The 24,384-nt window shown below is 37.8% G+C and carries 25 protein-coding genes, 1 riboswitch and 1 other annotated feature; of the genes, 24 read left to right on the top strand and 1 reads right to left on the bottom strand.

The window, feature by feature from the left end:
* The first annotated feature begins 117 nt into the window (after positions 1 to 117).
* From mutM to J2Z23_RS09700, 13 genes are all read left to right on the top strand, one after another.
* On the top strand, positions 118 to 945 hold the full coding sequence (gene mutM, locus J2Z23_RS09760; RefSeq protein WP_209973780.1) for a DNA-formamidopyrimidine glycosylase: 828 nt from the start codon (positions 118 to 120) through the stop codon (positions 943 to 945).
* A 192-nt stretch (positions 946 to 1,137) separates the two neighbouring features.
* Positions 1,138 to 1,770, top strand: coding sequence for a sporulation membrane protein YtaF (gene ytaF, locus J2Z23_RS09755; protein ID WP_209973778.1), 633 nt, complete (start codon positions 1,138 to 1,140; stop codon positions 1,768 to 1,770).
* Between the two features lie 29 nt (positions 1,771 to 1,799).
* Entirely contained in the window at positions 1,800 to 2,396 is a 597-nt protein-coding gene (gene coaE / locus J2Z23_RS09750; protein WP_209973776.1) for a dephospho-CoA kinase, read from the top strand.
* A gap of 351 nt (positions 2,397 to 2,747) precedes the next feature.
* Positions 2,748 to 3,203 carry a transcriptional regulator NrdR gene (nrdR, locus tag J2Z23_RS09745; protein ID WP_209973782.1) on the top strand — a complete coding sequence of 152 codons (456 nt, stop codon included), beginning with the start codon at positions 2,748 to 2,750 and terminating at the stop codon, positions 3,201 to 3,203.
* Positions 3,204 to 3,219: 16 nt separating this feature from the next.
* Positions 3,220 to 4,626 carry a replication initiation and membrane attachment family protein gene (locus J2Z23_RS09740; RefSeq protein ID WP_209973774.1) on the top strand — a complete coding sequence of 469 codons (1,407 nt, stop codon included), beginning with the start codon at positions 3,220 to 3,222 and terminating at the stop codon, positions 4,624 to 4,626.
* Entirely contained in the window at positions 4,610 to 5,545 is a 936-nt protein-coding gene (gene dnaI, locus J2Z23_RS09735) for a primosomal protein DnaI (protein ID WP_209973773.1), read from the top strand. Before J2Z23_RS09740 ends, dnaI begins: the two co-directional genes overlap by 17 nt.
* Before the next feature lie 197 nt (positions 5,546 to 5,742).
* Positions 5,743 to 6,570, top strand: coding sequence for a putative sporulation protein YtxC (locus J2Z23_RS09730; protein WP_238482700.1), 828 nt, complete (start codon positions 5,743 to 5,745; stop codon positions 6,568 to 6,570).
* A 43-nt stretch (positions 6,571 to 6,613) separates the two neighbouring features.
* Positions 6,614 to 6,845, top strand: a binding site (T-box leader).
* A gap of 177 nt (positions 6,846 to 7,022) precedes the next feature.
* Positions 7,023 to 8,951: a threonine--tRNA ligase gene (gene thrS / locus J2Z23_RS09725; RefSeq protein WP_209973768.1), complete on the top strand. Its 1,929-nt coding sequence runs from the start codon at positions 7,023 to 7,025 to the stop codon at positions 8,949 to 8,951.
* Between the two features lie 361 nt (positions 8,952 to 9,312).
* Positions 9,313 to 9,696, top strand: coding sequence for a hypothetical protein (locus tag J2Z23_RS09720; RefSeq protein ID WP_209973766.1), 384 nt, complete (start codon positions 9,313 to 9,315; stop codon positions 9,694 to 9,696).
* Between the two features lie 76 nt (positions 9,697 to 9,772).
* Positions 9,773 to 10,396: a hypothetical protein gene (locus tag J2Z23_RS09715; RefSeq protein WP_209973764.1), complete on the top strand. Its 624-nt coding sequence runs from the start codon at positions 9,773 to 9,775 to the stop codon at positions 10,394 to 10,396.
* Between the two features lie 16 nt (positions 10,397 to 10,412).
* Positions 10,413 to 11,078: a hypothetical protein gene (locus J2Z23_RS09710; protein WP_209973762.1), complete on the top strand. Its 666-nt coding sequence runs from the start codon at positions 10,413 to 10,415 to the stop codon at positions 11,076 to 11,078.
* Positions 11,079 to 11,259: 181 nt separating this feature from the next.
* Positions 11,260 to 11,361: riboswitch (purine riboswitch) on the top strand.
* Positions 11,362 to 11,502: 141 nt separating this feature from the next.
* Positions 11,503 to 12,087, top strand: a complete 585-nt coding sequence (locus J2Z23_RS09705) for a xanthine phosphoribosyltransferase (RefSeq protein ID WP_057985155.1) — start codon at positions 11,503 to 11,505, stop codon at positions 12,085 to 12,087.
* On the top strand, positions 12,088 to 13,392 hold the full coding sequence (locus J2Z23_RS09700) for a nucleobase:cation symporter-2 family protein (protein ID WP_209973759.1): 1,305 nt from the start codon (positions 12,088 to 12,090) through the stop codon (positions 13,390 to 13,392). It abuts the gene before it with no gap.
* 85 nt (positions 13,393 to 13,477) lie between these two features.
* On the opposite strand, the gene J2Z23_RS09695 is transcribed toward J2Z23_RS09700, so the two are convergent.
* The gene (locus J2Z23_RS09695) at positions 13,478 to 15,070 is read right to left on the bottom strand and encodes a catalase (protein ID WP_057985151.1); all 1,593 of its coding nucleotides are present in this window, start codon (positions 15,068 to 15,070) and stop codon (positions 13,478 to 13,480) included.
* A gap of 270 nt (positions 15,071 to 15,340) precedes the next feature.
* Here J2Z23_RS09695 and J2Z23_RS09690 point away from each other — a divergent pair, with 270 nt between their 5' ends.
* From J2Z23_RS09690 to J2Z23_RS09640, 11 genes are all read left to right on the top strand, one after another.
* Positions 15,341 to 16,672 carry a hypothetical protein gene (locus J2Z23_RS09690; RefSeq protein ID WP_057985149.1) on the top strand — a complete coding sequence of 444 codons (1,332 nt, stop codon included), beginning with the start codon at positions 15,341 to 15,343 and terminating at the stop codon, positions 16,670 to 16,672.
* A gap of 57 nt (positions 16,673 to 16,729) precedes the next feature.
* Positions 16,730 to 17,431: a YjjG family noncanonical pyrimidine nucleotidase gene (locus tag J2Z23_RS09685; protein WP_057985147.1), complete on the top strand. Its 702-nt coding sequence runs from the start codon at positions 16,730 to 16,732 to the stop codon at positions 17,429 to 17,431.
* Between the two features lie 20 nt (positions 17,432 to 17,451).
* Positions 17,452 to 17,601, top strand: coding sequence for a hypothetical protein (locus J2Z23_RS09680; protein WP_165589607.1), 150 nt, complete (start codon positions 17,452 to 17,454; stop codon positions 17,599 to 17,601).
* Between the two features lie 14 nt (positions 17,602 to 17,615).
* Complete coding sequence (locus tag J2Z23_RS09675) at positions 17,616 to 18,098, top strand: NUDIX hydrolase (RefSeq protein ID WP_209973757.1); 483 nt, start codon at positions 17,616 to 17,618, stop codon at positions 18,096 to 18,098.
* Position 18,099: 1 nt separating this feature from the next.
* On the top strand, positions 18,100 to 18,423 hold the full coding sequence (locus J2Z23_RS09670) for an HIT family protein (RefSeq protein ID WP_209973755.1): 324 nt from the start codon (positions 18,100 to 18,102) through the stop codon (positions 18,421 to 18,423).
* Between the two features lie 319 nt (positions 18,424 to 18,742).
* Positions 18,743 to 19,867 carry a CAP domain-containing protein gene (locus J2Z23_RS09665; protein ID WP_238482685.1) on the top strand — a complete coding sequence of 375 codons (1,125 nt, stop codon included), beginning with the start codon at positions 18,743 to 18,745 and terminating at the stop codon, positions 19,865 to 19,867.
* Between the two features lie 206 nt (positions 19,868 to 20,073).
* Positions 20,074 to 21,003 carry an MBL fold metallo-hydrolase gene (locus J2Z23_RS09660; RefSeq protein WP_057985139.1) on the top strand — a complete coding sequence of 310 codons (930 nt, stop codon included), beginning with the start codon at positions 20,074 to 20,076 and terminating at the stop codon, positions 21,001 to 21,003.
* Between the two features lie 216 nt (positions 21,004 to 21,219).
* Positions 21,220 to 21,702 (top strand): NUDIX hydrolase, encoded by a 483-nt coding sequence (locus tag J2Z23_RS09655; protein WP_209973751.1) that lies wholly within the window; start codon positions 21,220 to 21,222, stop codon positions 21,700 to 21,702.
* A gap of 20 nt (positions 21,703 to 21,722) precedes the next feature.
* Positions 21,723 to 22,742, top strand: coding sequence for a S66 family peptidase (locus tag J2Z23_RS09650; RefSeq protein ID WP_209973748.1), 1,020 nt, complete (start codon positions 21,723 to 21,725; stop codon positions 22,740 to 22,742).
* Positions 22,743 to 22,769: 27 nt separating this feature from the next.
* A complete protein-coding gene (locus J2Z23_RS09645) occupies positions 22,770 to 23,549 on the top strand; it encodes an APH(3') family aminoglycoside O-phosphotransferase (protein ID WP_209973746.1) in 780 nt (259 codons plus the stop codon).
* Positions 23,550 to 23,581: 32 nt separating this feature from the next.
* On the top strand, positions 23,582 to 24,379 hold the full coding sequence (locus J2Z23_RS09640) for a methyltransferase domain-containing protein (RefSeq protein WP_238482684.1): 798 nt from the start codon (positions 23,582 to 23,584) through the stop codon (positions 24,377 to 24,379).
* Positions 24,380 to 24,384: the final 5 nt, after the last annotated feature.

Raw genomic sequence — 24,384 nt, 5'->3', positions numbered from 1 at the left:
ACCTTAAAATTCAGGGGGTGGCAAGTTTTTTGCATTCATTCCCCTATAAATCAAGGGGTTATTAACTTTTTACTATAGATTATTTGACAATACGTAGCTAGACAAGGGGGAAAGAAGATGCCTGAATTGCCAGAGGTTGAATCAGTACGAAGGTCACTGAATGAATTGGTGGCTGGGAAAAATATAAAAAATGTATCGGTTCACTGGCCTAAGATTATTAAACATCCATTGGAAGTCGAGCAATTTCAAGATGCTTTACAAGGCCAATTGATCCACGCTGTAGAGCGGAGAGGAAAGTTCTTAATTTTCCAATTGGATGATTATTCACTTGTATCACATTTGCGGATGGAAGGAAATTATAGTTTACACCATAATGAGGATACTCCTGATAAGCATACACATATCCTCTTTCATTTTACTGATGGATATACCCTTTTTTATCGAGATGTCCGTAAGTTTGGCACAATGCACTTATTTTCGAAAGGTATGGAGAATGATCAATTACCTCTTTCTAAATTGGGACCTGAGCCATTTTCTGATGAATGTACACTAGAGTATTTAGTCGAGAAATTGAGTAAAACAGATCGTTGCATTAAAGCCGCTTTACTTGATCAAACAATTGTCTCAGGTCTTGGAAATATTTATGTAGATGAAGTACTAATACGTTCTCGCATTCATCCCGAGCGTGTTGCAAAAACACTAAATAAAGCTGAAATATTACCACTTTTGCAAGAAATGAAAGCTACTTTATTAGAGTCTATCGAAGCGGGCGGAAGTTCTGTTAATTCGTACATGAACTCCCATGGGCTTAATGGCACATATCAAGAAAAATTGAAAGTGTATGGTAAAAAGGGTGAACCATGTTCATTTTGTGGAACTGAAATAGAGAAAACGAAGGTAGCAGGACGGGGAACTCATTTTTGTCCGCAATGTCAAATTCGATAATATATGAAGCGCAAATTGTTGCTGTCGAGTGGTAGCCAATTCAAGTCTCTAAATGATTGCTTCCTGTCAAATTATGCTTTTTTTCATAACAGCATAAAGAAATAGGCAATGGTTTATTCAAATAGTTTAACCACCCATGCTTTATTCTCATATACTGATGTAGTCACTGTTGATATGGGAAGGTGTGAAGTTATGGGCTTTTCATTATCACTCCTGTTGCTTGCTTTTGCCATTAGTCTCGATAGTTTTAGTACAGGGGTAGCATATGGATTACGGAAGATGAGTATTCCGTATAAGTCACTGTTGATTATCGCTCTTTGTACGGCAATATCTTTGCTTATCGCAATGTTTGCGGGGAGTATGATCGTGCAAGTTTTGTCGCCAACAGCTGCCAACCGGATTGGTGGCATTATTTTAATATTGATTGGTGCTTGGGTGATATTTCAATTTTTCAGAACGGAAAAAGGACATCATGAACATGCAGAAAAGATGGTAGTGAACTGGGAAATTAAATCATTAGGAATTGTGATCCATATTCTTAAAAAGCCAACAAGAGCGGATTTTGATCTATCTGGGACCATCACCGGCATTGAGGCTTTGCTTTTGGGGGCGGCATTATCTTTGGATGCGTTTGGAGCAGGAATAGGAGCTGCAATGTTAGGCTATTCCCCTTGGGTACTTGCTGGCTCTGCTGCGCTGATGAGTGCTATTTTTCTTAAATCAGGCCTGCAAATAGGGAATTTGTTCTCAAAAACTAATTGGATTCAACATTTTGCCTTTATGCCAGGTGTTTTATTAATTTTGATCGGTATATTAAAAATCTAAAGTACGATTTGAAAGAGGCGAACTATTTCATGATGGTCGGTTTAACCGGTGGAATTGCAAGTGGAAAAAGTACAGTTTCACAAATGTTTAAAGAAAGAGGATTCGCGATTATTGATGCAGATGTTGCGGCAAGAAAAGTAGTTGAACCAGATCAGTCTGCATATCGAGAAATTGTGCAGGTTTTTGGCGAGGTGATTCTTTTACCAAACCAAATGTTAGATAGAGCTAAACTGGGAGCAATTATCTTTTCCGATGAAACGAAACGCCAAAAATTAAATTCAATTGTACATCCAGCAGTTCGAAAGCAAATGGAAATTTGGAAAAATGAAGCCTTAGCAGCCGGAAGCCAGACCGTTATTTATGATATTCCGTTATTATTTGAAAGTAGATTGACAAATCTTGTGGAAAAAACGATCGTTGTCTTTGTTGAAGAACAAGTGCAGCTAGAAAGATTGATGGAAAGAAATGGCTTATCTGAATCCGAAGCATTAGCACGAATTACTTCACAAATGCCGCTCACTGAAAAAGTAAAAATGGCAGATGCTATTATAGATAATAATGGAGAAATGGATGAAACTAGATCACAGATAGAGCAACTTATAAAGAAATGGGCTCTTTGTCCATAAGCGAGAAAACCTTTAATATCAGGTTTTCTTTTCTTTTGCAGTAAGGGAGGATCTTAGGCCTAGCTTCAGTACCCCACAAAGTTCTAAGTCGCGTAGGGCAGGAATTGCCTACACACGATAAGCTCAGACCAAAGGGGTGTTACGGCGCAGGAGGATATACGAAACAACAGGTTGTAGCATGCTTTGACCCGTGCCCTTTTTCGGAGCATTATTAATCACATACAAAATAAGTTTGTCTGTCGCTAAACAAGCGTTATCTGTTCTTCTTGCAAAAGTCACTTTTTGTTTTTTAGTGCCGAATTAAGGTATAATGATAAAATAGAATATATTGATTTGAACGGAGCTGGTAAGATGAAATGCCCATCCTGCAAGCATAACGGAACTCGAGTAGTCGATTCAAGGCCGGTTGATGATGTAAGGGCAATTAGAAGAAGAAGAGAATGTGAGGAATGTTCTTTTCGTTTTACAACCTTTGAAAGGGTGGAGGAAACACCTCTGATAGTTGTAAAAAAAGAGGGAATTCGGGAAGAGTTTAGTCGCGAGAAAATCTTGAGAGGGCTAATTCGCGCTTGTGAAAAAAGGCCAGTCTCACTTGATCAGCTAGAACAAATTACGCACGAAATTGAGAGGGAAATTCGTGCACTTGGACAAGCTGAAGTAAATTCAGAACTCATTGGGGAAAAGGTTATGGATAAATTATCTAAAACGGATGAAGTTGCCTATGTACGCTTTGCCTCTGTTTATCGACAATTTAAAGATATTAATGTTTTCTTAGATGAATTGAAAGATTTAATTAAAAAAGATTGATGAAAGTGTGTTTGTCTTGAAGCCATACTGGAGTGAAATTCAGCCTATTGATACATTTGTTGTGAAAATGAATGGTTTGTTGCATCAACAAGATCAAAAGATTGTTGATTGTTTATATCAACCCCTTATTGGTCCAGTTAGTTCTGCTTTGTATTATACTCTTTGGAATAGAGTGCAAGAAAATCGCCTCTGGTCTGAAACCTTGAATCATTATCATTTAATGAATTTTCTTGATCTAAATTTAGATGAAATTTATCAGGCGCGTCTAAAACTGGAAGGAATTGGCTTATTAAAAACATATGTAAAAACAGAAGCTGACAATCGTTCCTTTTTATATGAATTGCAACCACCTTTATCTGCAGAAGGTTTCTTTACAGATGGTATGTTAAATATATATTTATATCAAAAAATCGGGAAATCGCAGTTTTTAAAGTTAAAACGGTTATTTATTGATGAGAAAGTAGACTTAAGTGGATATCAAGAATGGACTCGTTCCTTTCAAGATGTTTTTTCATCATTAGGTTCTGAAGCTTTAACGGATCAAGAGGCTCAATTAGCTAGCCAACCGGGTGAACAGCAAGAGTTTTTCCATCGGTCAGAACCTAACCTTATTAAAATAGGTGGGGAACAATTTAATTTTGAGGTGTTATTTTCCGGTTTATCAGAAATTATGGTTCCTAGACGAGTTTTTACTCAAGAAGCAAAAGAGGCTATTTCTAAATTAGCCTTTTTATACTCGATTGATGCTGTCAATATGAAAAACATTGTTCTAGCGAGTTTGGATGCTGATCAAACGATTGATATAGAGGAACTACGAAAAGCGGCTCGTGATTGGTATCAATTAGAACATGATAATCAGTTGCCACAACTGGTTGATCGTGTGCAACCTGTTTATGCTAGAAATGTAATGGAGCCGCAAACTAAGGAAGAACAATTAATCTCCTATTTAGAAACAATTTCACCACGACAATTTTTAATTGATTTAGCAGATGGTGGGGAGCCAGCTTTATCGGATTTGCAGGCCGTAGAGGATGTTTTATTTCATCAAAAGCTTCCGCCTGGTGTTATCAATGTTTTGATTCATTATGTGATGTTAAAAACTGATATGAAACTTTCCAAAAGTTATTTAGCTAAAATTGCTTCACACTGGTCCCGGAAGAAAATTAAAACCGTGAAGGAAGCGATGGATTTAGCCAAAAATGAACATCGTCAATACCAAGAATGGGCAAATGATCGTAAAACCCCAGCTCAGAAAAGGAATAAGCCAATTCGAACGGAAAGATTGCCTGATTGGTTTATAGAACCGCAAGCAACTGAAAAAGTTGTTTTTGATGAGGAGCAGGAAGAGAAAAGGAAACGATTAGAGGCGATTCAACAGAAGTATCGCCAACATGGAGGTGATAGGAATGGAGCGAATCAATAGAACATTAGGTAGACTTTCTCGTTCACCTAATTTTCAAAATAGGTATGATCAATTAAAAAAAGAAGTATTGTCCGACCAGGATGTGCAAGCCTTTCTGCAGATGCATCAAGATGAGATGAATGATCGTATCCTTGAACAGGGTTTAATGAAACTCCATGAATATGTATCACAGACAAAAAAATGTGCTAACTGTTCCGGATTAAATAACTGTCACAATATTATGCCTGGCTATGAGCCTGTTCTTACATTGGATAACGGAAAAATTGATCTTTTTTATCGACCATGCCCCACTAAATTGATGGAAGATGAGCGACGGAAAACAGAGAGACTAATAAAGAGCATTTATGTACCAAAGGAAATACTGCAAGCCAATTTTGCCGATTTTGCCCTAGATGAGCCAAGTAGAATAGATGCATTTGAATTTGCAGAACAATTTGCTTCAGCCTATCAACCAGGTATGAAAATGAAGGGCTTGTATTTATATGGCAATTTTGGCGTCGGGAAATCCTATCTATTAGGAGCTATTGCCAATCAACTTGCACAAAAGGAAATTTCTTCTCTTATTGTTTATGTCCCCGAGTTCTTCAGAGAAATGAAACAATCTTTAGGTGACCAAACAATGAATGAGAAATTAGAGGTTGTAAAAAAAGCACCGATCTTAATGTTGGATGATATTGGAGCAGAGTCGATGACAAGTTGGACAAGGGATGAAGTATTAGGATCTATCCTGCAATTCCGCATGCATGAACAGTTACCAACTTTTTTTAGTTCCAATTTTAACTTTAATGATTTGCAGCATCATTTAACATATTCTCAGCGTGGAGAAGAGGAAAAAATGAAAGCTGCACGCATAATGGAAAGAATTAAATATTTGGCTTCACCGATAAAATTAACAGGCACTAACCGGAGACATAATTAAACACAATTTGGATGAACGACAATCCTAAGAAGTTTTTAAAATTTGTAAAATTGTATCCGAAACTTTGCTAATCCAATAGAGAAATGGTGCAATTGGCTATTAAACGAATTTCCCTTTTTTATTTTTATGGTCTAGTCCCACCTAAACTTCATATATATGTACCAATGCGGAGTAAAGGGGGAGCAGGCTTGGAATTAATGTTCAAATCCATTAAAGAGGCAATCCGCTTAAAGTCTTTTTTAGCAAATAATGGCTTGCAGGATTCCTTTCAGGAAAAACGGGGCCGTTTTATATATTCATTTCAACCAAGTGGCACAAACAAAGACGAATACGTATCCGCTCTTATTCAATATATCCAAACTGTGAAACGAAATGAATGGCTAGATCAAGTTCTCCAAAAGAAGTACAAGTATGAAAGTGAAAATGAACGACATGATATTATTGAGATTGTATCCGAAATGTTTGATGGTGAGAGACAGGAATTAACCGCATTAACGGATGTGATCAAGGAAGAAATACTCCTTCATGAAGCGATTTTAGACTTACTAGATTTTAAGGGTGCGGTTGCGTTTGACTCTTTTTTGAGATTTAGATTAAGGGAATATTTTAAACAGGTCACATCATATTTAGGCATTGCCATTGATGAATATAAAATGGAACAAGATTACCAAATTTTCATCCAAACATTGCGAGATTATCTCCGTGACCGCTTAACAAGGCAGTCGATTGTACATCTCATTTTAGAGCGACCTGAAACATTCTACGATGAAACATTGAGGGAAATGAAACAGGAAGAGGTTCAAGGGTTACTGGATCCTAGGCTTTTATCAAATCATCCTGTTTATGTAGACTCTGCTGTAATTGCACCACTTCTTTCGATGGCTCCTAATAAAATATTTCTATATACAAAGCATGAAGATCAGCCATTAGTTCGAACATTAAAAAATATTTTTGAAGAAAGACTAGTTGTATTTTCGACAAGCTATTTCTATAGTTTATCTAATGCTTATACTAGGCACTCTTGATTTTCTGTAAAATTGTAGCTATAATAACTACAGAACAAAATGAGGACATGTAATGAAAAGGACATGAGCGTTTCGTCACGGTACCCAGAGAGGAAAGTTAAAGCTGAGAGCTTTCCAACACGAGCGAAATCCTTACCACCTTTGAACTCCAATCATGAATGTGACATTGTCAGTAATGATTGGCGGAGAATTCCGTTAAAAAAAATCCAAAGTCATAAGCATTTAAGCTTTATGAAAACTAGGGTGGAACCACGTGTATTAAACTCGTCCCTTTCCCAGGGGCGAGTTTTTTGTTTTTTTTTTCAAAGTTATAGATAGGAAAATATATTGTTTCCTTAAGTTCGCCCCATAAGCTGAGCCGGTGCAGGCGAATTACATTTGCTTTGCCAAAGGGCGGCGCTTTGTGCTTTGTTAAAAATGTCCTCGAATGAAGAAAAAAGGAGTGCAGTCAAATGTCAGATCAATTGAAAATTAGATTTCCTGATGGTTCTGTAAAGGAGTTTCCGAAGCAGATAACAACGGAAGAAATAGCAGCATCCATTAGCCCAAGCCTTAGGAAAAAAGCTCTAGCTGGTAAGCTAAATGGAAAGTTAATCGATTTTAAAACTCCCATTGACATAGATGGTACTATAGAAATCATCACACAAGAAAGCCCAGAAGCATTAGAGATATTACGGCACAGCACGGCTCATCTTATGGCCCAAGCTGTAAAACGTCTCTACCCTGATGCTAAATTTGGTGTAGGACCGGTTATTGAAGATGGCTTTTATTATGATATGGATCTTGAACATGCGATTAGTCCTGATGATCTTCCTGTCATTGAAAAAGAGATGAAAAAGATCATTAGTGAAAATATTGAGGTTGTTCGGAAGGAAGTTTCTCGTAAGGAAGCAAAGCAAATTTTTGCGAATGATAAATATAAACTAGAGTTAATTGACGCGATTCCAGAAGATGAAAAAGTTACTGTATATGAACAAGGAGATTTCATTGATCTTTGCCGTGGCGTCCATGTGCCTTCAACAGGTAAAATTAAGGAATTTCAATTGCTAAGTATTGCAGGAGCGTATTGGCGTGGAAATAGTGACAATAAAATGTTGCAGCGTGTATATGGTACAGCTTTCTTCAAGAAAGAAGATTTAAAACAATATCTTAAATTCCGGGAAGAAGCGAAAGAAAGAGATCATCGTAAGATTGGTAAAGAACTAAGTCTTTTTACAAATTCGCAAAAAGTTGGACAAGGTCTTCCACTTTGGTTACCAAAAGGGGCGACGATCCGTCGGATTATTGAAAGATATATCGTCGACAAAGAAGTATCATTAGGCTATGACCATGTGTATACACCTGTATTAGGTAGCGTGGATCTTTATAAAACGAGTGGACACTTAGATCATTACCATGATGATATGTTCCCAATTATGGATATGGATAACGAGCAACTTGTTCTTCGTCCTATGAACTGTCCGCATCATATGATGGTCTATAAAAATGACATCCATAGCTATCGAGAATTACCAATCCGAATTGCTGAGCTTGGAACGATGCATCGTTATGAAATGTCTGGAGCTTTATCTGGTTTGCAACGTGTTCGAGGTATGACGTTGAATGATGCCCATATCTTTGTCCGTCCAGATCAAATTAAAGAAGAATTTATTCGTGTTGTCCAGTTGATTGAAGAAGTTTATAAGGATTTTGATTTAACAGATTATAGTTTCCGTTTATCTTACCGTGATCCAGAAGATAAGGAGAAATATTTCGATGACGATGAAATGTGGACAAAAGCACAGAGCATGTTAAAAGAAGCAATGGACGAGCTTGGTGTAGACTATTATGAAGCTGATGGAGAAGCAGCGTTCTATGGTCCGAAGCTAGATGTTCAAGTGAAAACAGCGCTTGGAAAAGAAGAAACACTATCAACCGTACAATTAGATTTCTTGTTACCTGAGAAATTTGATCTTACCTACGTTGGGGAAGATGGCAAGCAGCATCGCCCTGTTGTGATCCACCGTGGTGTTGTTTCAACAATGGAACGCTTTGTCGCTTTCTTAATTGAAGAATATAAAGGTGCATTCCCAACATGGCTTGCTCCAGTTCAGGTCGCTGTTATTCCTGTTTCACCTGAAGCTCATTTTGACTATGCGAAACATGTTGTAGATGAAATGAAGAAATCAGGTTTCCGTGTAGAATTGGATACACGAGACGAAAAAATGGGTTATAAAATCCGTGAAGCGCAAATGAAGAAAATCCCATATATGCTAGTAGTGGGAGAGAATGAAATTAAAGAGCAAGCTGTAAATGTAAGAAAATATGGCGAGAAGAAATCAGAGACAATTTCATTTGCAACCTTCTTAAAGGCTTTAAAAGAAGAGGTTGACATTATATAGCAAAGCGTGGGTGCATCGAGCGCCCGCGCTTTTTTTAATAAAGGAATGGAGCGATATATGTCATCATCGTCTAAAAACGTGTAAAAACAAGAAACGATTATAAATTAAGATTATGGGGAATTTGGCGAACCATCTACATGGGGTCGAACATAAGAATCTCAAAGATCATATGAAAGTCAGGAGCAGGTCCTGCGCAACCATTTCCGTTGTAGGAGGAGACCAAAATGGCCAATGAGCACACTCATAGAAACAAAAAAAGAAATTCTCACAACCGTTGATTTTAGCAGCTGCAAAAGAAACTTTTAATATCCTAAAACGTATAAACCATTAAGTTACTTTTCAGAGAAGGAAGTTGATATAAGTGAAAAGGCTTAGCTATACAGTAGTGTTACTTTTGCTTCTATTGCTCGGAAGTTCTAGTATAAGTATGGCAAAAGAAACTTTTTTAACACCTAATTTCAAGGCAAGTGATTATGGAGATGCAACTGTTATTTATGAAGGAGAGGACACCATTACAGCGAAGAAAGGCAACTATGTCGCTGTCGATCAATTGCAACTTATTCGTGTTGGTGATTCAAAGAAAGAGGAAGTGACTTATGATTCAATAGAAAATACAACCTTTCTTACGCTTCAGATAAAAGTTCGTGCGAAGGATGAGCCTTTATCTTTTTCAATACCGAATTTGACAACGGTGACAGGGCAGACCGAATTCTCTTTAGTTAAAAGTTACTCTGATACTGGATGAAAAAGAGTTTGAACTTCAACCGAGAGAAACGAAGGAACTACAACTAACCTTTGTACCACGGAATAATGCTATCCCATTGGAAGATGTAAAGGTCGTACAATTGACAACTTTTATGAACGATGGTGTTCCGAAGAGGGAGGAGCATAATCTCCCCACTTCAGAGGAAGGGTTGAATATCATGCGAGACTTCCAGCCTGGAAGTTATCCGGATCGGATTCAAAAGGATGCGATTTTTCAAAAAGAACGACTTACCTTAATGGAACTAGAACAGAAGAAAGAAATGAATGATATTGCTGCTTTCACTTTACATGGTGTCGAAGTTGCTCGATTACTTGAATCAGAAATTCATAGTACTAAAGATAATGTTTTGACTGATATACCACCTGGTAAAATTGCTTTAACTTTTAAAGTTTCGATTCGCTTTTTAGGTAATCAGAACTTATTCTTTCTGTCATTACCCACTATGGAAATGAATGGCGAAGTATACAGAGATGTCCGTTCTCTTGGTACATATGGAAACTTTACTGTATTAAATAAAAAAGATGAAATGACAACCCAGTACCTTGTTTTTATTGTAGATGAACGGGAATGGAAGAAGGCGGAATCATTTTCATATTCATTTGGCCCCATTTATGATTCACAATTTGAAGCCATCAGTAAATCTCCTGATACATTTCAACTCCATAAGGAGGGGAAATAATGTTAAAACGCACTAGTTGGATTTTTATTATTTTAGCCGCTTTTTACTAAGTGGGTGTAAAGCGAATGATGTATATAATGAACGTGAAAAAGATATTAAAGAAGCGATCGAAACACAATTGCAGTTATTTGGTATAAGGGATTATACGAAATATAAAATAACAAACAAAGGGGCAGCAGGAGAAGCCTTTGCTCCTCATTCTTATGAATTTACTTTTCAATATACGGGGGAAGAAGCTATTCCCTTTAAAAGTAAAGTAAGGATTGATTATAAAAGTCCAGAAAAGGGGGCAGTCGAAGCACCGAGTATAGCGGAGGATTACGCTCAAACGTATTTCTCTGAAGGAATAGACTTAGAAGGGATAAAGGGGGTTCTGTTAGATTATTTTGCCGAGGAAGAAATTGAGAATATAGGGACGTTTGCTTATTCCGATTTTAGTAATCAAGTAGACCTACCAAGGGGTGCGACCGTTCAAAAGATAGAAAAGACGGTTGAGAAATGGAAGGACATTGTGAATAATGCTCCGGCTCATTATTATGTAAGTCTTCATGTAGAAGAAATGTCGCCGACTATATTTCAAGACACAGTCAACCAATTAAAGGATAGATTACCTTATGGGGAGTATTCATTATCTAATATAAGGGAACAGTGGCAAGTAGACATCTTTGTAACGAACCCTTAAAATCGGGATTTCTGATCGGCAGTGGCAAGCACAACACAGTTTCGAAAAGGAAGGCATCGTTTATTTGCTAAACCTTACACATTCCTTTTGGAAACACTTAGTCATCCCGAGCGTATAAAAAAGTTGCTAATAGCAAGATTTTACATTGAAAATTGCCGATAACATGCTATAATTACATTATTCGACAACATTATAGTACACTCATATAATCACAGGGATATGGCCTGTAAGTTTCTACCGATTTACCGTAAATAAATCGACTATGGGTGCAAAGCTTTGAAGAAAACGTGAGCCGTTAGGCGTGTTTTCTTTTTCCTTTTGAATTGTGAAAACCCAAAGGCTTTGCTCCCATTCATATTCGGGAAGCAAGGTTTATGGGTTTTTATTTTTTTATTTATTGTAAATGACGAAAGGGGACATCACAGTGCAGGTATTAAAACATAAAATTAGAGCAGAAGGAAAAGTATTATCCGATACTGTGTTAAAGGTAGATTCTTTCTTAAATCACCAAATCGATCCACAGCTTATGAAGGAAATTGGACAAGAATTTGCCGAACTTTTTCGTGAGGAAGGAATTACCAAAATTATTACGATTGAGTCTTCTGGGATTGCACCTGCGACAATGGCAGGCTTGATTATGGATATTCCAGTTGTGTTTGCGCGTAAACGCAAATCTTTAACCCTATCAAAAAATCTCTATTCAGCAAGTGTCTATTCTTTTACCAAAAAAGAAACAAGTGAAATTTCCGTTTCAGGAGATTTTATACAGCCAGATGATGTTGTCCTTATCATCGATGACTTTTTAGCTAACGGACAGGCTGTACTTGGTTTGATTGACATTATTGAACAAGCTGGTGCTCGTCTATCAGGGGTTGGCATCGTAATTGAGAAAGGGTTCCAAAACGGGGGAGAACTCCTTCGAAAACAAGGTATCCGCGTTGAATCTTTAGCTATAGTATCTTCATTAGAAAATGGAAAAGTCGTCTTTACGGAGGAGGAGCAGGCCTAAATGAAGGATGCATTAAAGTCGACAACACTAGGTATTCAGCATTTATTAGCTATGTATGCAGGAGCGATTATAGTCCCTCTAACGATCGGGAAAGCTTTGCAATTAAATCCAACACAATTGACTTATTTAGTATCTATTGATATTTTAATGTGCGGAATTGCGACGATTTTACAGCTATTTAGCAATCGATTTACAGGAATTGGATTACCTGTTGTGCTCGGCTGTACATTTACAGCTGTTGGTCCGATTATTGCAATCGGAGGAGAATATGGAGTTTCGGCTATTTATGGATCTATTATCGCTTCTGGCGTAATCATCGTCCTTATTGGTGGTTTCTTCGGCAAACTGGTTAAATTCTTCCCACCTGTTGTGACAGGTTCAGTCGTGACAATTATTGGAATTACACTTATCCCAGTAGCAATTCAAAATATGGGTGGTGGACAAGGAGCAGCAGATTTCGGTTCGCTTTCCAATATCGCATTCGCATTTGGGACGTTGATTTTAATCATCCTTATTTATCGCTTTTCTACTGGTTTTATTCGAGCTATTTCAATTTTATTAGGACTAGGTGTTGGAACGATTGCAGCTATTATCATGGGCAAAGTTAGCTTTGCGCCTGTTGGAGAGGCATCTGTTTTTCATATGGTTCAGCCTTTTTATTTTGGTTATCCCACATTTGAATGGTCAGCTATTTTGACGATGACATTAGTGGCGATGGTATCCCTTGTAGAATCATCAGGTGTTTACTTTGCACTTAGTGATATTTGTGAACGGAGATTAACAGAGAAAGACTTGGCTAAAGGGTACCGAGCAGAAGGTTTAGCATCACTAATAGGTGGAATTTTTAATGCATTTCCTTATACAACATTCTCGCAAAATGTTGGATTAATCCAAATGTCAGGTGTTCGTTCTAGAAAGGTGATTTTTATCACGGCTACTATGTTGATTGGATTAGGATTTTTACCTAAGCTTGCTGCTGTTACAACGATAATCCCAGAATCGGTTTTAGGTGGAGCGATGATCGCGATGTTTGGAATGGTCGTATCTCAAGGGATTAAAATGCTTAGTAAAATCATTACGGACTCTCAGGAAAATTCCATGATCATTGCTTGTTCTGTTGGAATTGGTCTTGGTGTTACAGTAGCACCTGATTTATTCGCTGCGTTACCAACGGGCTTACAAATCTTAACAAGTAATGGAATTGTAGCCGGAAGTATAACAGCTATTATTTTAAACATTCTATTTAATATGCTACCGGGGAAAAGGAAACAAGCGGTGGTTGTGACATCAAAACAAAGTGCATAATGAGAAAAAACGACTCGGAAATTCAATATCTGAATTTTTGAGTCGTTTTTTGTTGCTTTATTCTCTTGCTTCATAAAAGTTCTTTCTAATATGGATCAGCATCATGACTGTCATCCATCGTTTCCTTAGACACTTTATCAGCATCTTTGGCTCCAAGCGGATTTGCGTCATGCTCTTTTTTCATGCTTTCAAGGCCTTCCCTTAATCTACGACCATACTCTTCATCTGCCTCTTCAGCTAAGGCAATCATTTTATCTTGAATACGTTGATCACAGCCAGAAAGATCGTTGACAAGATTGCTGATTAACTCGTCTTTCTCCCAGTCTTCAAACATACGATAGGTTTCCCCTGCTTGTTTTGTGTTATTGGGACGATTGATCGGCTCTCTCACAAGTTTCCCCTTTACCTCGGGAGTGTGCTCTTTCCCAAGCTGTTTCGCTTCTTCCAATCCCCCCAAAATAGAAGGCTCGTAATTAATATGTGGATTTTTTCCTGGGGCCCGTTCAGGGGCATAACGCATTTGCCCGCCTTCTTGGTTCGTAGCAACTCGCTTTTTTGCCGCATTAATCGGTAATTGTAAGTAGTTGGCGCCAACGCGATAACGTTGAGTATCTGAATAAGAGAATGTCCGTCCTTGTAACATTTTATCATCGGAAAAATCCAGACCATCAACTAGGACACCTGTCCCGAATGCGGCTTGTTCTACTTCAGTAAAATAATCTTCAGGATTTTTATTTAAGACCATTTTTCCAACGGGAATCCAAGGGAATTGATCATTAGGCCACAATTTTGTATCATCTAATGGATCAAAGTCTAATTCTGGATGTTCGTTATCACTCATGATTTGGACAAATAATTCCCATTCTGGATAATCACCACGTTCAATAGCATCATATAAGTCTTGTGTGGCATGGTTAAAGTTCTTTGCTTGGATTTCTTCTGCTTCCTTTTGGGTAAGGTTTTTAATGCCTTGTTTTGGTTCCCAGTGGTATTTTACTAATACGGCTTTTCCATCACTGTTGATCCACCTATACGTATTGACCCCAGAACCTTGCATCTGCCGATAATTCGCTGGAATGCCCCAAGGGGAATAAATAAATGTAACCATGTGAAAAGATTCAGGAGAATTAGAGCAAAAATCAAAAAAACGTTGACTATCTTGGACATTGGTAATAGGATCAGGTTTAAAGGCATGGATCATGTCAGGGAATTTGATGGCATCGCGAATAAAGAAAATTTTAATATTATTTCCAACTAAATCCCAATTTCCATCTTCAGTGTAAAATTTAACGGCAAATCCACGGGGATCGCGTAATGTTTCAGGAGAATGCCCTCCGTGAATTACGGTTGAAAATCTTACGAATACTGGAGTTCGTTTCCCTTTTTCTTGGAAGAGCTTGGCACGAGTATACTTTGAAATTGGTTCATCACCAGCAGTTCCATACGCCTCAAAATACCCATGTGCTCCAGCGCCGCGGCCATGAACGACGCGCTCAGGAATTCGTTCTCGGTCAAAATGGCTAATTTTTTCAATAAAATCATAGTTCTCTAGCGTAGCTGGACCCCGGTTTCCAACTGTGCGAATATCTTGATTGTTAGTGACCGGGTGCCCTTGTCGATTGGTTAATGTTTTGTCATTTTCAATATTGGTCTCATGATTAGATTGCTCTTTATCCATATGATTCCCATCCTTTTCTTAGAATAATATAAGTACTATAGATAATGTTCCCGGAAAGATTGAAAATAGTCCTTAATTTTTAATGTGCTGAAAGCGAGGTTGATTTAATATAATAATTAAAAAGAGTAAAGTACGACACTATAGCATAAAGCAATCTTTTTAATTTAACAACGTTGTTAATAAGTATTATTAAAATAATGAGGTACTTGAAGGTGAGAAGCAAAGAAAATCTTTCGAGTATCGAAAAATGAGGGTGTTACTATTAGTACCTTGAAGAAAAATAAACTTACATACCAACATCTAAGCGCTTTTTTTATTCCGTTAGCGTTATCATCTAGCTTGACATCTTTAACACATATTATTATCAATGGAACATTAAGTAGGGGTGAAAATGCAACCTTTATTATTGCCTGTTATGCTGTAGCTTTTTCACTATTTGGGATTATTGAACGGCCCATTATTAGCCTGCGACAAACAAGCTCAGCTCTAGTAAAAAATCCTAGCTCCTTTAAAACGATTACCATTCTTTTTTTACAGGTAACAGGTATTATTGTTTTTATTAGTTTACTAATTAGTTATACCAAACTAGGAGATTGGTTATTTGTCACTTTTTTTAACGCAAGTGAGGATATGGTTTACACAATTTCTCAAACATTTAAAGTCATTACTCTTGTGGTGATTTTTTCAGGGGTTCGGGGAATTTACCAAGGGTTTATGATTAATCAATTAGAAACAAAATGGATCACGATTGGTGTTGTGCTTCGCCTGATTGCCATGCTAGTTGTAGCCTATCTATTTATCGCAACTGACCGTGTAACAAGCATGGTAGGGGCATTAATTTTTTTAGTAGGGATGCTAGTAGAAATGGGAATTAGTGTCTGGAGAGGTCAACGGCTTCTGAGACAGCAAAAAGATAATAGAGAACCAGCTGTTGAAAAAAAGGAAATGCTTGGATTTTATACCCCGCTAGTTTTCTTTTTTGTTATTCAGACATTACTCATTCCAGTTGTGTACGCTTTTTTAGCGAAAACGAATGATATTGAGGTCGGGATCGCTGCATTTGCCTTGGCTTATAGTATTTGCCAATTGGTTTTAAGTTTTTTTATGTTTACTCATCAGATTGTTTTGCAATTTTACGATGAAAATAAGGAAAAAGTGCTGCGGTTTATGATCATTATTAGTTTAATTCCAACTTTACTATTAGGAATTTTATGTCTAACAAAGGTGGGGCCATGGTTCATGAAAGTCATTATGGGGGCCGATCCATCATTATCAAACGTGACAATTCTAGTACTGACTTATTTCCTTTTCCGCGCTTTATTATTTCCTTGGGTAGACTTTTTAAATGGTTATTTAATGCTTAAAAAGAGAACGAAAAAAATGCTCGTTGGGCAAATCGCAAATTTAGTAACAGTCGTTATTTGTCTCATTTTTTTCGTAGCGTTTTTCCCGCATTGGAATGGTATTATCGGTGCCGCTTCCATTTCCGTTGGTGAGCTGACTGGTTTGTTAGTCGTTCTATTTAATGTGATAAAAGTAAGTAAAGAGACTGCTCCTTTAAAATCTCAGGAAAACACTAAGGAATTTTCTGAATATATCTAATTTACTTTCCTTTCTAGTGTATACTAAGAGTGAAAACTGTGAAAGGAGCGTGGTTAGGTGTATAAGGCGGTTATTTTTGATTTGGATAATACGCTGCTCAATTATTCCTCAAGTGAATGGGAATCGATGCAAAATACTGTAAATGGCCATGAGATTAGTCAAAGTGAGACATTTACTTGGGAACAATTTTGGGGGAGCTTTCAAAAAATTAATATGCGTTATTGGAACGAGAGAAATAAAGCGGGACATCATATATTAGAGGTACTTGAATATTCTTTTAGAGATACATTAAAAGAATTAGAACTTGACTGTTCGATATCAAATGCATTAGCAAATCGTTATTGGAAGTTGTTTTGTCATACATGTCATTTTGAGGAGTATGCACAGGATCTCTTAGCCAATTTACATGAGAATTATCAGCTTGCGATTATATCGAATGGGATCGGAGAAGCGCAAAGAAGCCGACTCCAAGTAGGAAAGATCGCCCATTATTTTGATGAATTGATTATTTCGGATGAAGTGGGTTACTGGAAACCAGATAAGAAAATATTCGAAACAGCCCTTGCTCAATTAAATATTCATCATACGGAAGCCTTGTTCATTGGTGATTCATTGCATGATGATTACCATGGTTCGATTAATGCTGGAATTGATTTTTGTTTTTATAATCCAAAAGGGCTTTTGCTTGAAAAAGAAATGCGTCCAACTTATACAATTGAACATCTACAAGAGGTAAAAGAGATTTTAATAGAGGGATAATATCAAGGAGAGTGACCGGAATGAAATATGAAAGCGGTGGTGTCGTTTTTATTGGCTGTATCATCCTTGGTGTTGGTTTGGGAATTTTATTTGATAAAACAGGTGCAGGTTCGTTGATCGGTCTTGGGGTAGGTTTTATCGCTATGGGCTTTTTTCGAAATAAAAGGTAAGAGGGGGTTAAAAGTTGACCTATGCATCACCAAAACAAACAATTGCAGTATCAGCGTATGTGACAAATGAAATGGGCGAAGTTTTACTCGTACGAACACATTGGCGGTCAGAAACATGGGAAATGCCGGGTGGAAATGTTGAGGTGGCCGAACCATTAGATGAAGCTGTTTGTCGGGAGGTTCAAGAAGAGACAGGGGTAACGATTCGACCAATTGGTGTAACGGGACTTTATTTTAATCAAACGAAAGCTACGTTAGGTGTAGTCTTTAGAGGGGAGTATGTCGGCGGGGAAATAACCCCTCAACCGGAAGAGATTATTGAAGTCCGTTATATAGCGATTAGTGAAGAAAATATTGATCAGTATATTACTCGCCCACAACAAAGGTCTCGTACACTTGATGCGATCAGGGCAACCAATTTTGTACCCTATGAGACATGGGAAATGAAGCCAAATTATCAACTAAAAACAAGATTGGCTGTAAAGGAGAGGAAATAAAATGACGAGTGATTTTTATTGTGATGAAGTTTTAAGTGGAAATACACAAGTAGAGAAAGTTTATGAAACAGAGAATGTCTTAGCTTACTATCATACAAAACCATTTTATGAAGTTCATATTGTAGCAATCCCCAAAAAGCATATTCCATCTTTGACGACCATAGAGGACCAGAAATTATTATTAGAATTAATGGGAGTAGTACAGAAGGTTGCAACCAAAATTGAAAGAGAGCATGGCGCTTGCCGTGTCATTACTAACCTCGGTGCATATCAAGATTCCAAGCATTTACATTGGCATATCGTTTTTGGTGAAAAAGTAAAATAGCGCTTCAAACTAATTTACGATATTCGGAAAATAAAGTGAAATGAGTGATCGTTTTTGAATACGGCAAATGAAATAAGCTCCTTTTCCGCGGTCGAGTGTCAAATCTCTTCAGGGGCCTTGCTGATCACTTACTTTAACAGATTAGTAAAATAACGGTAGAAGGTTTGGCGGGGGAAAGGTCCAAACATAGAATTAAAAATGCAAGCTAGGAACTGTAAATACTATCTTGGCAAAATCCGGTAACTCGTCTTGCTCATTGTCCCTATCCGTAAAGTTTTGTTACAATATGAATAACACGGATAAAGACAGGAGTGTCAGCTTGCCGAAATTACGAAATATTCTTTTATTAGTTGTTATTGGATTTGGATTTTGGCATTTTTATGGGGATACCTTAAGAGCATCTGGTGTTCCGGGTGTTTTTGGGAAAATGCAAACAGATTTTAATTCGATAAAAGAAAATCCGAAAATCAATGAAACGATCGAATCACTTCAGTCTCAGGTTCAAGACTTATTCAAAATGTCCTCCCAGGAAGAACAGCTAGAATTAAAACAAAAGTCTGTAGAAAAGCCGAAATTAAAAGATCCAGTTGATCAAACTTTTTCTATTCATAATATTGAGATAGGTCACAAACGGTCAGAGGTAGAAAAGAAAACCGGTGCACCACAACGCTCTACTACAAATGAATATGGTGTAGATTGGGTAGCATATCATGAAAGATATCAGAACTTTTTGATGGTAGCTTACGATGAAAATGATCGTGTCGCCGGATTATATACAAACCAAGATTTAATTTCCTCCTCCATTGGAGTTCACTATGGAACAGCGAGGGAGACAGTGCTTGCTACTCAGCAAGATCCGTTGGAGTATATACGAAAGGGGTGGGTTTCTTATCAACTCAATTCAAATGATGAATATGATCTTTTCTTAATTGGTGATCAGTATGTCACAATCTTTTATGATCAGCAAGAAAACAATACTGTAACAGCTATTTTGATTATTAATGAAGAACTTGAACAAAGAAAAGAACAAATATATGGAGAACCTAGTGATGAACTGAAAGAAGGGTTTGAATATCAGTTATTTGACTTAACAAATGCCGCAAGAGTCAAAAACGGTCTTCCTACCCTTGACTGGGATGAAGATGTAAAGGAAACAGCACGCAGCCATAGTACCGATATGGCTGAAAATGGCTATTTTAATCATACAAATCTCGCTGGTAAATCACCATTTGATCGTATGTCAGCAGATAATATTAAATATCAAATGGCTGGTGAAAATATAGCGATGGGACAATTCAGTAGCATTTTCGCCCACGAAGGACTGATGAACTCACCTGGTCACCGAAAAAATATCTTGCAAAAGGATTTTGAAGCATTGGGTATCGGTGTTGGTTTTAATCAGGAGCGACAACCTTATTTTACTGAGAACTTTTTAACTCCATAGATATGATGAGACCGCTAGTGTACTTCATGACTTGCGGTCTTTATATTTATAAAAAAACAAACGATCTATAAGAGATTTATAACAACAAAAGTAAGCAGAACTTATCTAAATTCCACTAAACAATCTTTAGACTGCAATTTCTGTTGGTAATTTGATAACAACGATTATAGAAAAAGCTCAAACATATATTAATTTTGGGGGAGCCTATGAAAAAAAGGTATGAGAACTTAAATAATATAAAAAACATTAAGTCGTTTACAGATATGTTGAAATGGACGAAAGAACGACGGAGTAAGATCAAGGATTTAACTGTGAATATTGAACAAAGTCCGCTTAAACAGATTGAAAAGATCAAAGGGAATAGAAATGAGACTTCATATACATGGATTGGGCACTCTACGTTCTTAATTCAATTAAAAGGTCTGAATATTTTAACGGACCCTGTGTGGGCAAAACGGATGGGCTTTCAAAGAAGATTGACAGAACCTGGAATTCCGCTTGCGGATTTGCCGGAAATTGATGTGGTTGTCATCTCTCATGGGCACTATGATCATTTGGATTTTCCCACATTAAAAAAATTGCAAGGAAATCCACATTACTTTGTGCCAGTGGGGTTAAAATCATTATTTTTACGGAAAGGATATCGAGAAGTTACAGAGATGAGATGGTGGGAGAGTGCAAAAATTAAAGGGCTTACCATTGATTTTGTTCCAGCCCAGCATTGGACACGTAGAACACTCACAGATATAAATACTTCCCATTGGGGAGGATTTATTTTTCAAGGTGATAAGGAAACATTGTATTTTGTTGGAGATACAGGATACTTTTCCGGATTTAAGGAAATTGGTGACCTGTTTGAGATTGACACAGTATTTATGCCAATCGGGGCTTATGAGCCGGAATGGTTTATGAGTGACTCCCATATTAATCCAGAGGACAGTGTTAAAGCATTTCTCGAGTTGAAGGCAAAAATATTTGTACCAATGCATTATGGAGCTTATCGATTGGCAGATGATACTGGTCCGGAGGCATTGAAGCGCTTATATCGAGAATGGGAAAAGCGGCAGCTTCCCGAGGAACAATTGCAAGTATTATTGTTGGGCGAAACTGCCTTGAAAACAGGTGTAATTCTCTAGACAGTTCAATTGCTTAACTTAGTAATCGGAATGGAGCGAGCAAGATCGTATCTTCCTTAGAAAATTGGATGGTAATCAATTAGTGGTATTTTTGTGTATTTGGAAATCTATTTGATTTCGCTATTTTTCTTTCATCATAATATCTGCTTTTCGGCAGGGCAATTTTGTATTCTTATAGAATATTAAAGAGTAAGCACAGTGAGAGGTGAGGAGATAATGAAAATGCCAACACATATTGTTGCAGCTGGTGGAATTGTCGAAGATGGTCAAGGGAATATTCTTCTTGTCAAAACTCGCCATCGTGGCTGGGAATTCCCTGGTGGGCAAGTGGAAGTCGGAGAAAATGTGATTGATGCGGTTACGAGGGAAGTAAAGGAAGAAAGTGGGATCGACATCATTGTTTCTCACTTAATAGGAGTGTATTCCAATACAGGTACATATAAATGGTTTGACGGTGTCACTAATATTCCAACAAAGGTGATGTTTGATTTTGTCTGCAATCCGATAGGAGGAGAATTAGCAACATCAGAGGAAACTTCGGATAGTCGTTGGGTAGCGAAGGAACATGTTTTGGATATGGTCGAAGCACCAGCCATTCGAACTCGTTTCCAAGCCTACTTGAATTTTGATGGTACCGTTCAGTATATGGACTATATCACGAAGCCGGAGTTTGAATTGAAAGTGAAAAGGGATATTTAGCACTAAGGGGAGGGGATTGAATGATCCGATATCCGTTTTTGCGAAATAAAGCTACGATTGGAGTAACCGCTCCTTCGTCAGGGGTGCGAGCTGAGCTTCATCCTATTGTAAAACAAGCATGTCAACGTCTAGGGCAGAGGGGATTTACGGTGAAATGCGGTGCAACCGTTTGGACTCAAAATAAGGCCAAATCGGCATCAGCAAAAGATCGGGCCACCGAATTGCAGCAAATGTTGCGGGATGAGTCGGTCGATTTACTTATACCACCTTGGGGTGGAGAATTATTAATAGAAGTCTTGGAATATATCGATTTTGAACAATTGCCAAATAAGTGGATCTTAGGTTATTCCGATATTAGCCTTTTATTATTGGCGATTACATTGACAAGTGGGATGGCCACTGCCCATGGTACGAACTTGCTGGATTTACGGGGAGAATATTCGGATGAGACAACAGCTATGTGGGAAAAGATGTTAGCTACAAGGGCTGGAGAAAGTGTTGTGCAGCATTCCTCTTTGAAATATCAAAAGGAATGGCAGCATGATCGCCCCTCTTCATGTGTTTACCATCTAACGGAACAAACTATCTGGAAAACGATAGCTCACTCACCTAATGTTACGATCAAAGGTCGCTTATTAGGCGGATGCATCGATGTGATCCGCCATTTAATTGGTACACCCTATGGAGATGTGCAAAGATTTAAAGAACAGTTCCTTGCTGATGATCCGCTAATATGGTACCTCGAGAATTGCGAGCTATCAACAGTCGATTTAAGGAGATCGCTGGTCCAAATGAAATTAGCTGGTTGGTTTGAGGGAAGTGCCGGTATTTTATTTGGACGAAGCTCCGCCAATCAAGCGGTCCAAAACTACACAGTAGAGGATGTTTATCAAGAACTCGCAAAAGAGCTAAATATTCCGATTATTTATGATGTTGATTGCGGTCATGTTCCTCCACAAATAACATTTATAAATGGTGCATTTGCCGAAGTAAAGGTAGGCAATGGACAAGGAACGATTCGACAATGCTTCATCCCCTGAATGATTTAATTGAAAGGAGAGGACTGCATGATCATCAATAGAATTCCCACACGACTGGAAAAAATGATCGATGGCTATACATGGACACAAGTAACAATTGGTCATTCGGAAGCCAGTACTTTTCTGTTGAAAAAGGGAAATCATCATCTCTATTTAAAAATCCAGGCGATAAGTGCGATAGAAACTTTACGACAAGAGAAAGAGAAGATGGAATGGCTGCATGGAAAATTGTCTGTTCCGGGGGTTCTTTGTTATGAACGAAATGAGGAAAAAGAGTTCTTGCTCATGACAGAAATAACAGGAATGGACGCATCTAACCCTTTTAATCATGCTGATCTGACACAACTAATCAAATTATTGGCTAAAGGATTAAGAGAGATACATAGTATCTCCATAGATCGATGCCCCTTTCAACGTAATTTGGATATGACGATAAGGGAAGCCCAAGAAAGGGTAGAAAAAAAACTTGTTGATCGGGAAGATTTTGACGAGGAACGCAAGGGAAAGGATGCTGAAGAGTTATATCAGGAGCTGCTTGAGAAACATCCATTAGATGAAGAACTTGTTTTTACTCATGGAGACTATTGTCTACCAAATATTATTCTCCATAATAAATCAATAAATGGTTTTATTGATTTAGGTAGAGCAGGGATAGCTGATCGTTATCAAGATATTGCTCTAGCTGTTCGCAGTATTACATATAACGTGGGAGAACAGCATATCCCACTTTTTTTAACGGAATATGGATTGAAAGAACTAAATCAAAATAAATTACGTTATTATCAACTTTTGGATGAATTCTTTTAGATTGTAGCTTCTCAATAAGCGGAGGGATAGAGATGGATATAGCCAAACAGAGAGCGGTTTTAGCAGATTCTAAAGTGATTCATGCCCGTTCATTAGAGAAATCACACAAAAGATTAGCATTACTTCTAAAGCCAGGAATGACTGTATTAGATTTAGGGTGTGGAACAGGAGCGATTACTGCCGGAATTGCTGAGAAGGTGGGGCCACAAGGCCGTGTGATTGGAATCGATCATAATCCAAATTTTATCAATCAAGCCAAGTTACTCTGTCAACATATGCCTTGGGTGACATTTGAAGTTGGCGATATTTATCAGATTCCCTATGAAGGTAAATTTGATATTGTGACAGCTGCAAGAGTGTTGCAATGGCTTTCCAATCCACATGCTGCATTAGAGCAAATGATTCGCGCTGCAAAAATAGATGGGTATGTCATAGCTCTCGATTACAATCATCCAAAGATTTCTTGGGTCCCAGAGCCTCCCAATTCTATGCAACGGTTCTATCAAACTTTTCTAAGCTGGCGGGATGAAGCGGGAATGGATAATGAAATCGCTGATCATTTAGCTGAAATGATGAAGCATTCTGGTTTAGATAATATTGTTGTCACTTCCCAAAATGAAAAAACGGAGAGAAAAGATGAAGATTTCCAAACGCATATCTCCGTTTGGGCAAGTGTTGTAGCTTCGAGAGGGCTACAGATGGTGAAGGATGGATTTTTAACGGAGCAGGAACGCACACAAGTTGGAGAAGAGTATGAAAAGTGGATCCAAGAAAAGGCTGAAACACAAATAATGTATTTAAAAGCTGTTGAGGGAAGGAAGACACATTAAATATA

Origin of the sequence: Lederbergia galactosidilytica (assembly GCF_017873565.1) — a bacterium.
GTDB classification, from domain to species: Bacteria; Bacillota; Bacilli; order Bacillales; family Bacillaceae_C; genus Lederbergia; species Lederbergia galactosidilytica.
Note: the sequence above shows the minus strand (reverse complement) of the source record. Positions and strands in the feature narration are given on the sequence as shown.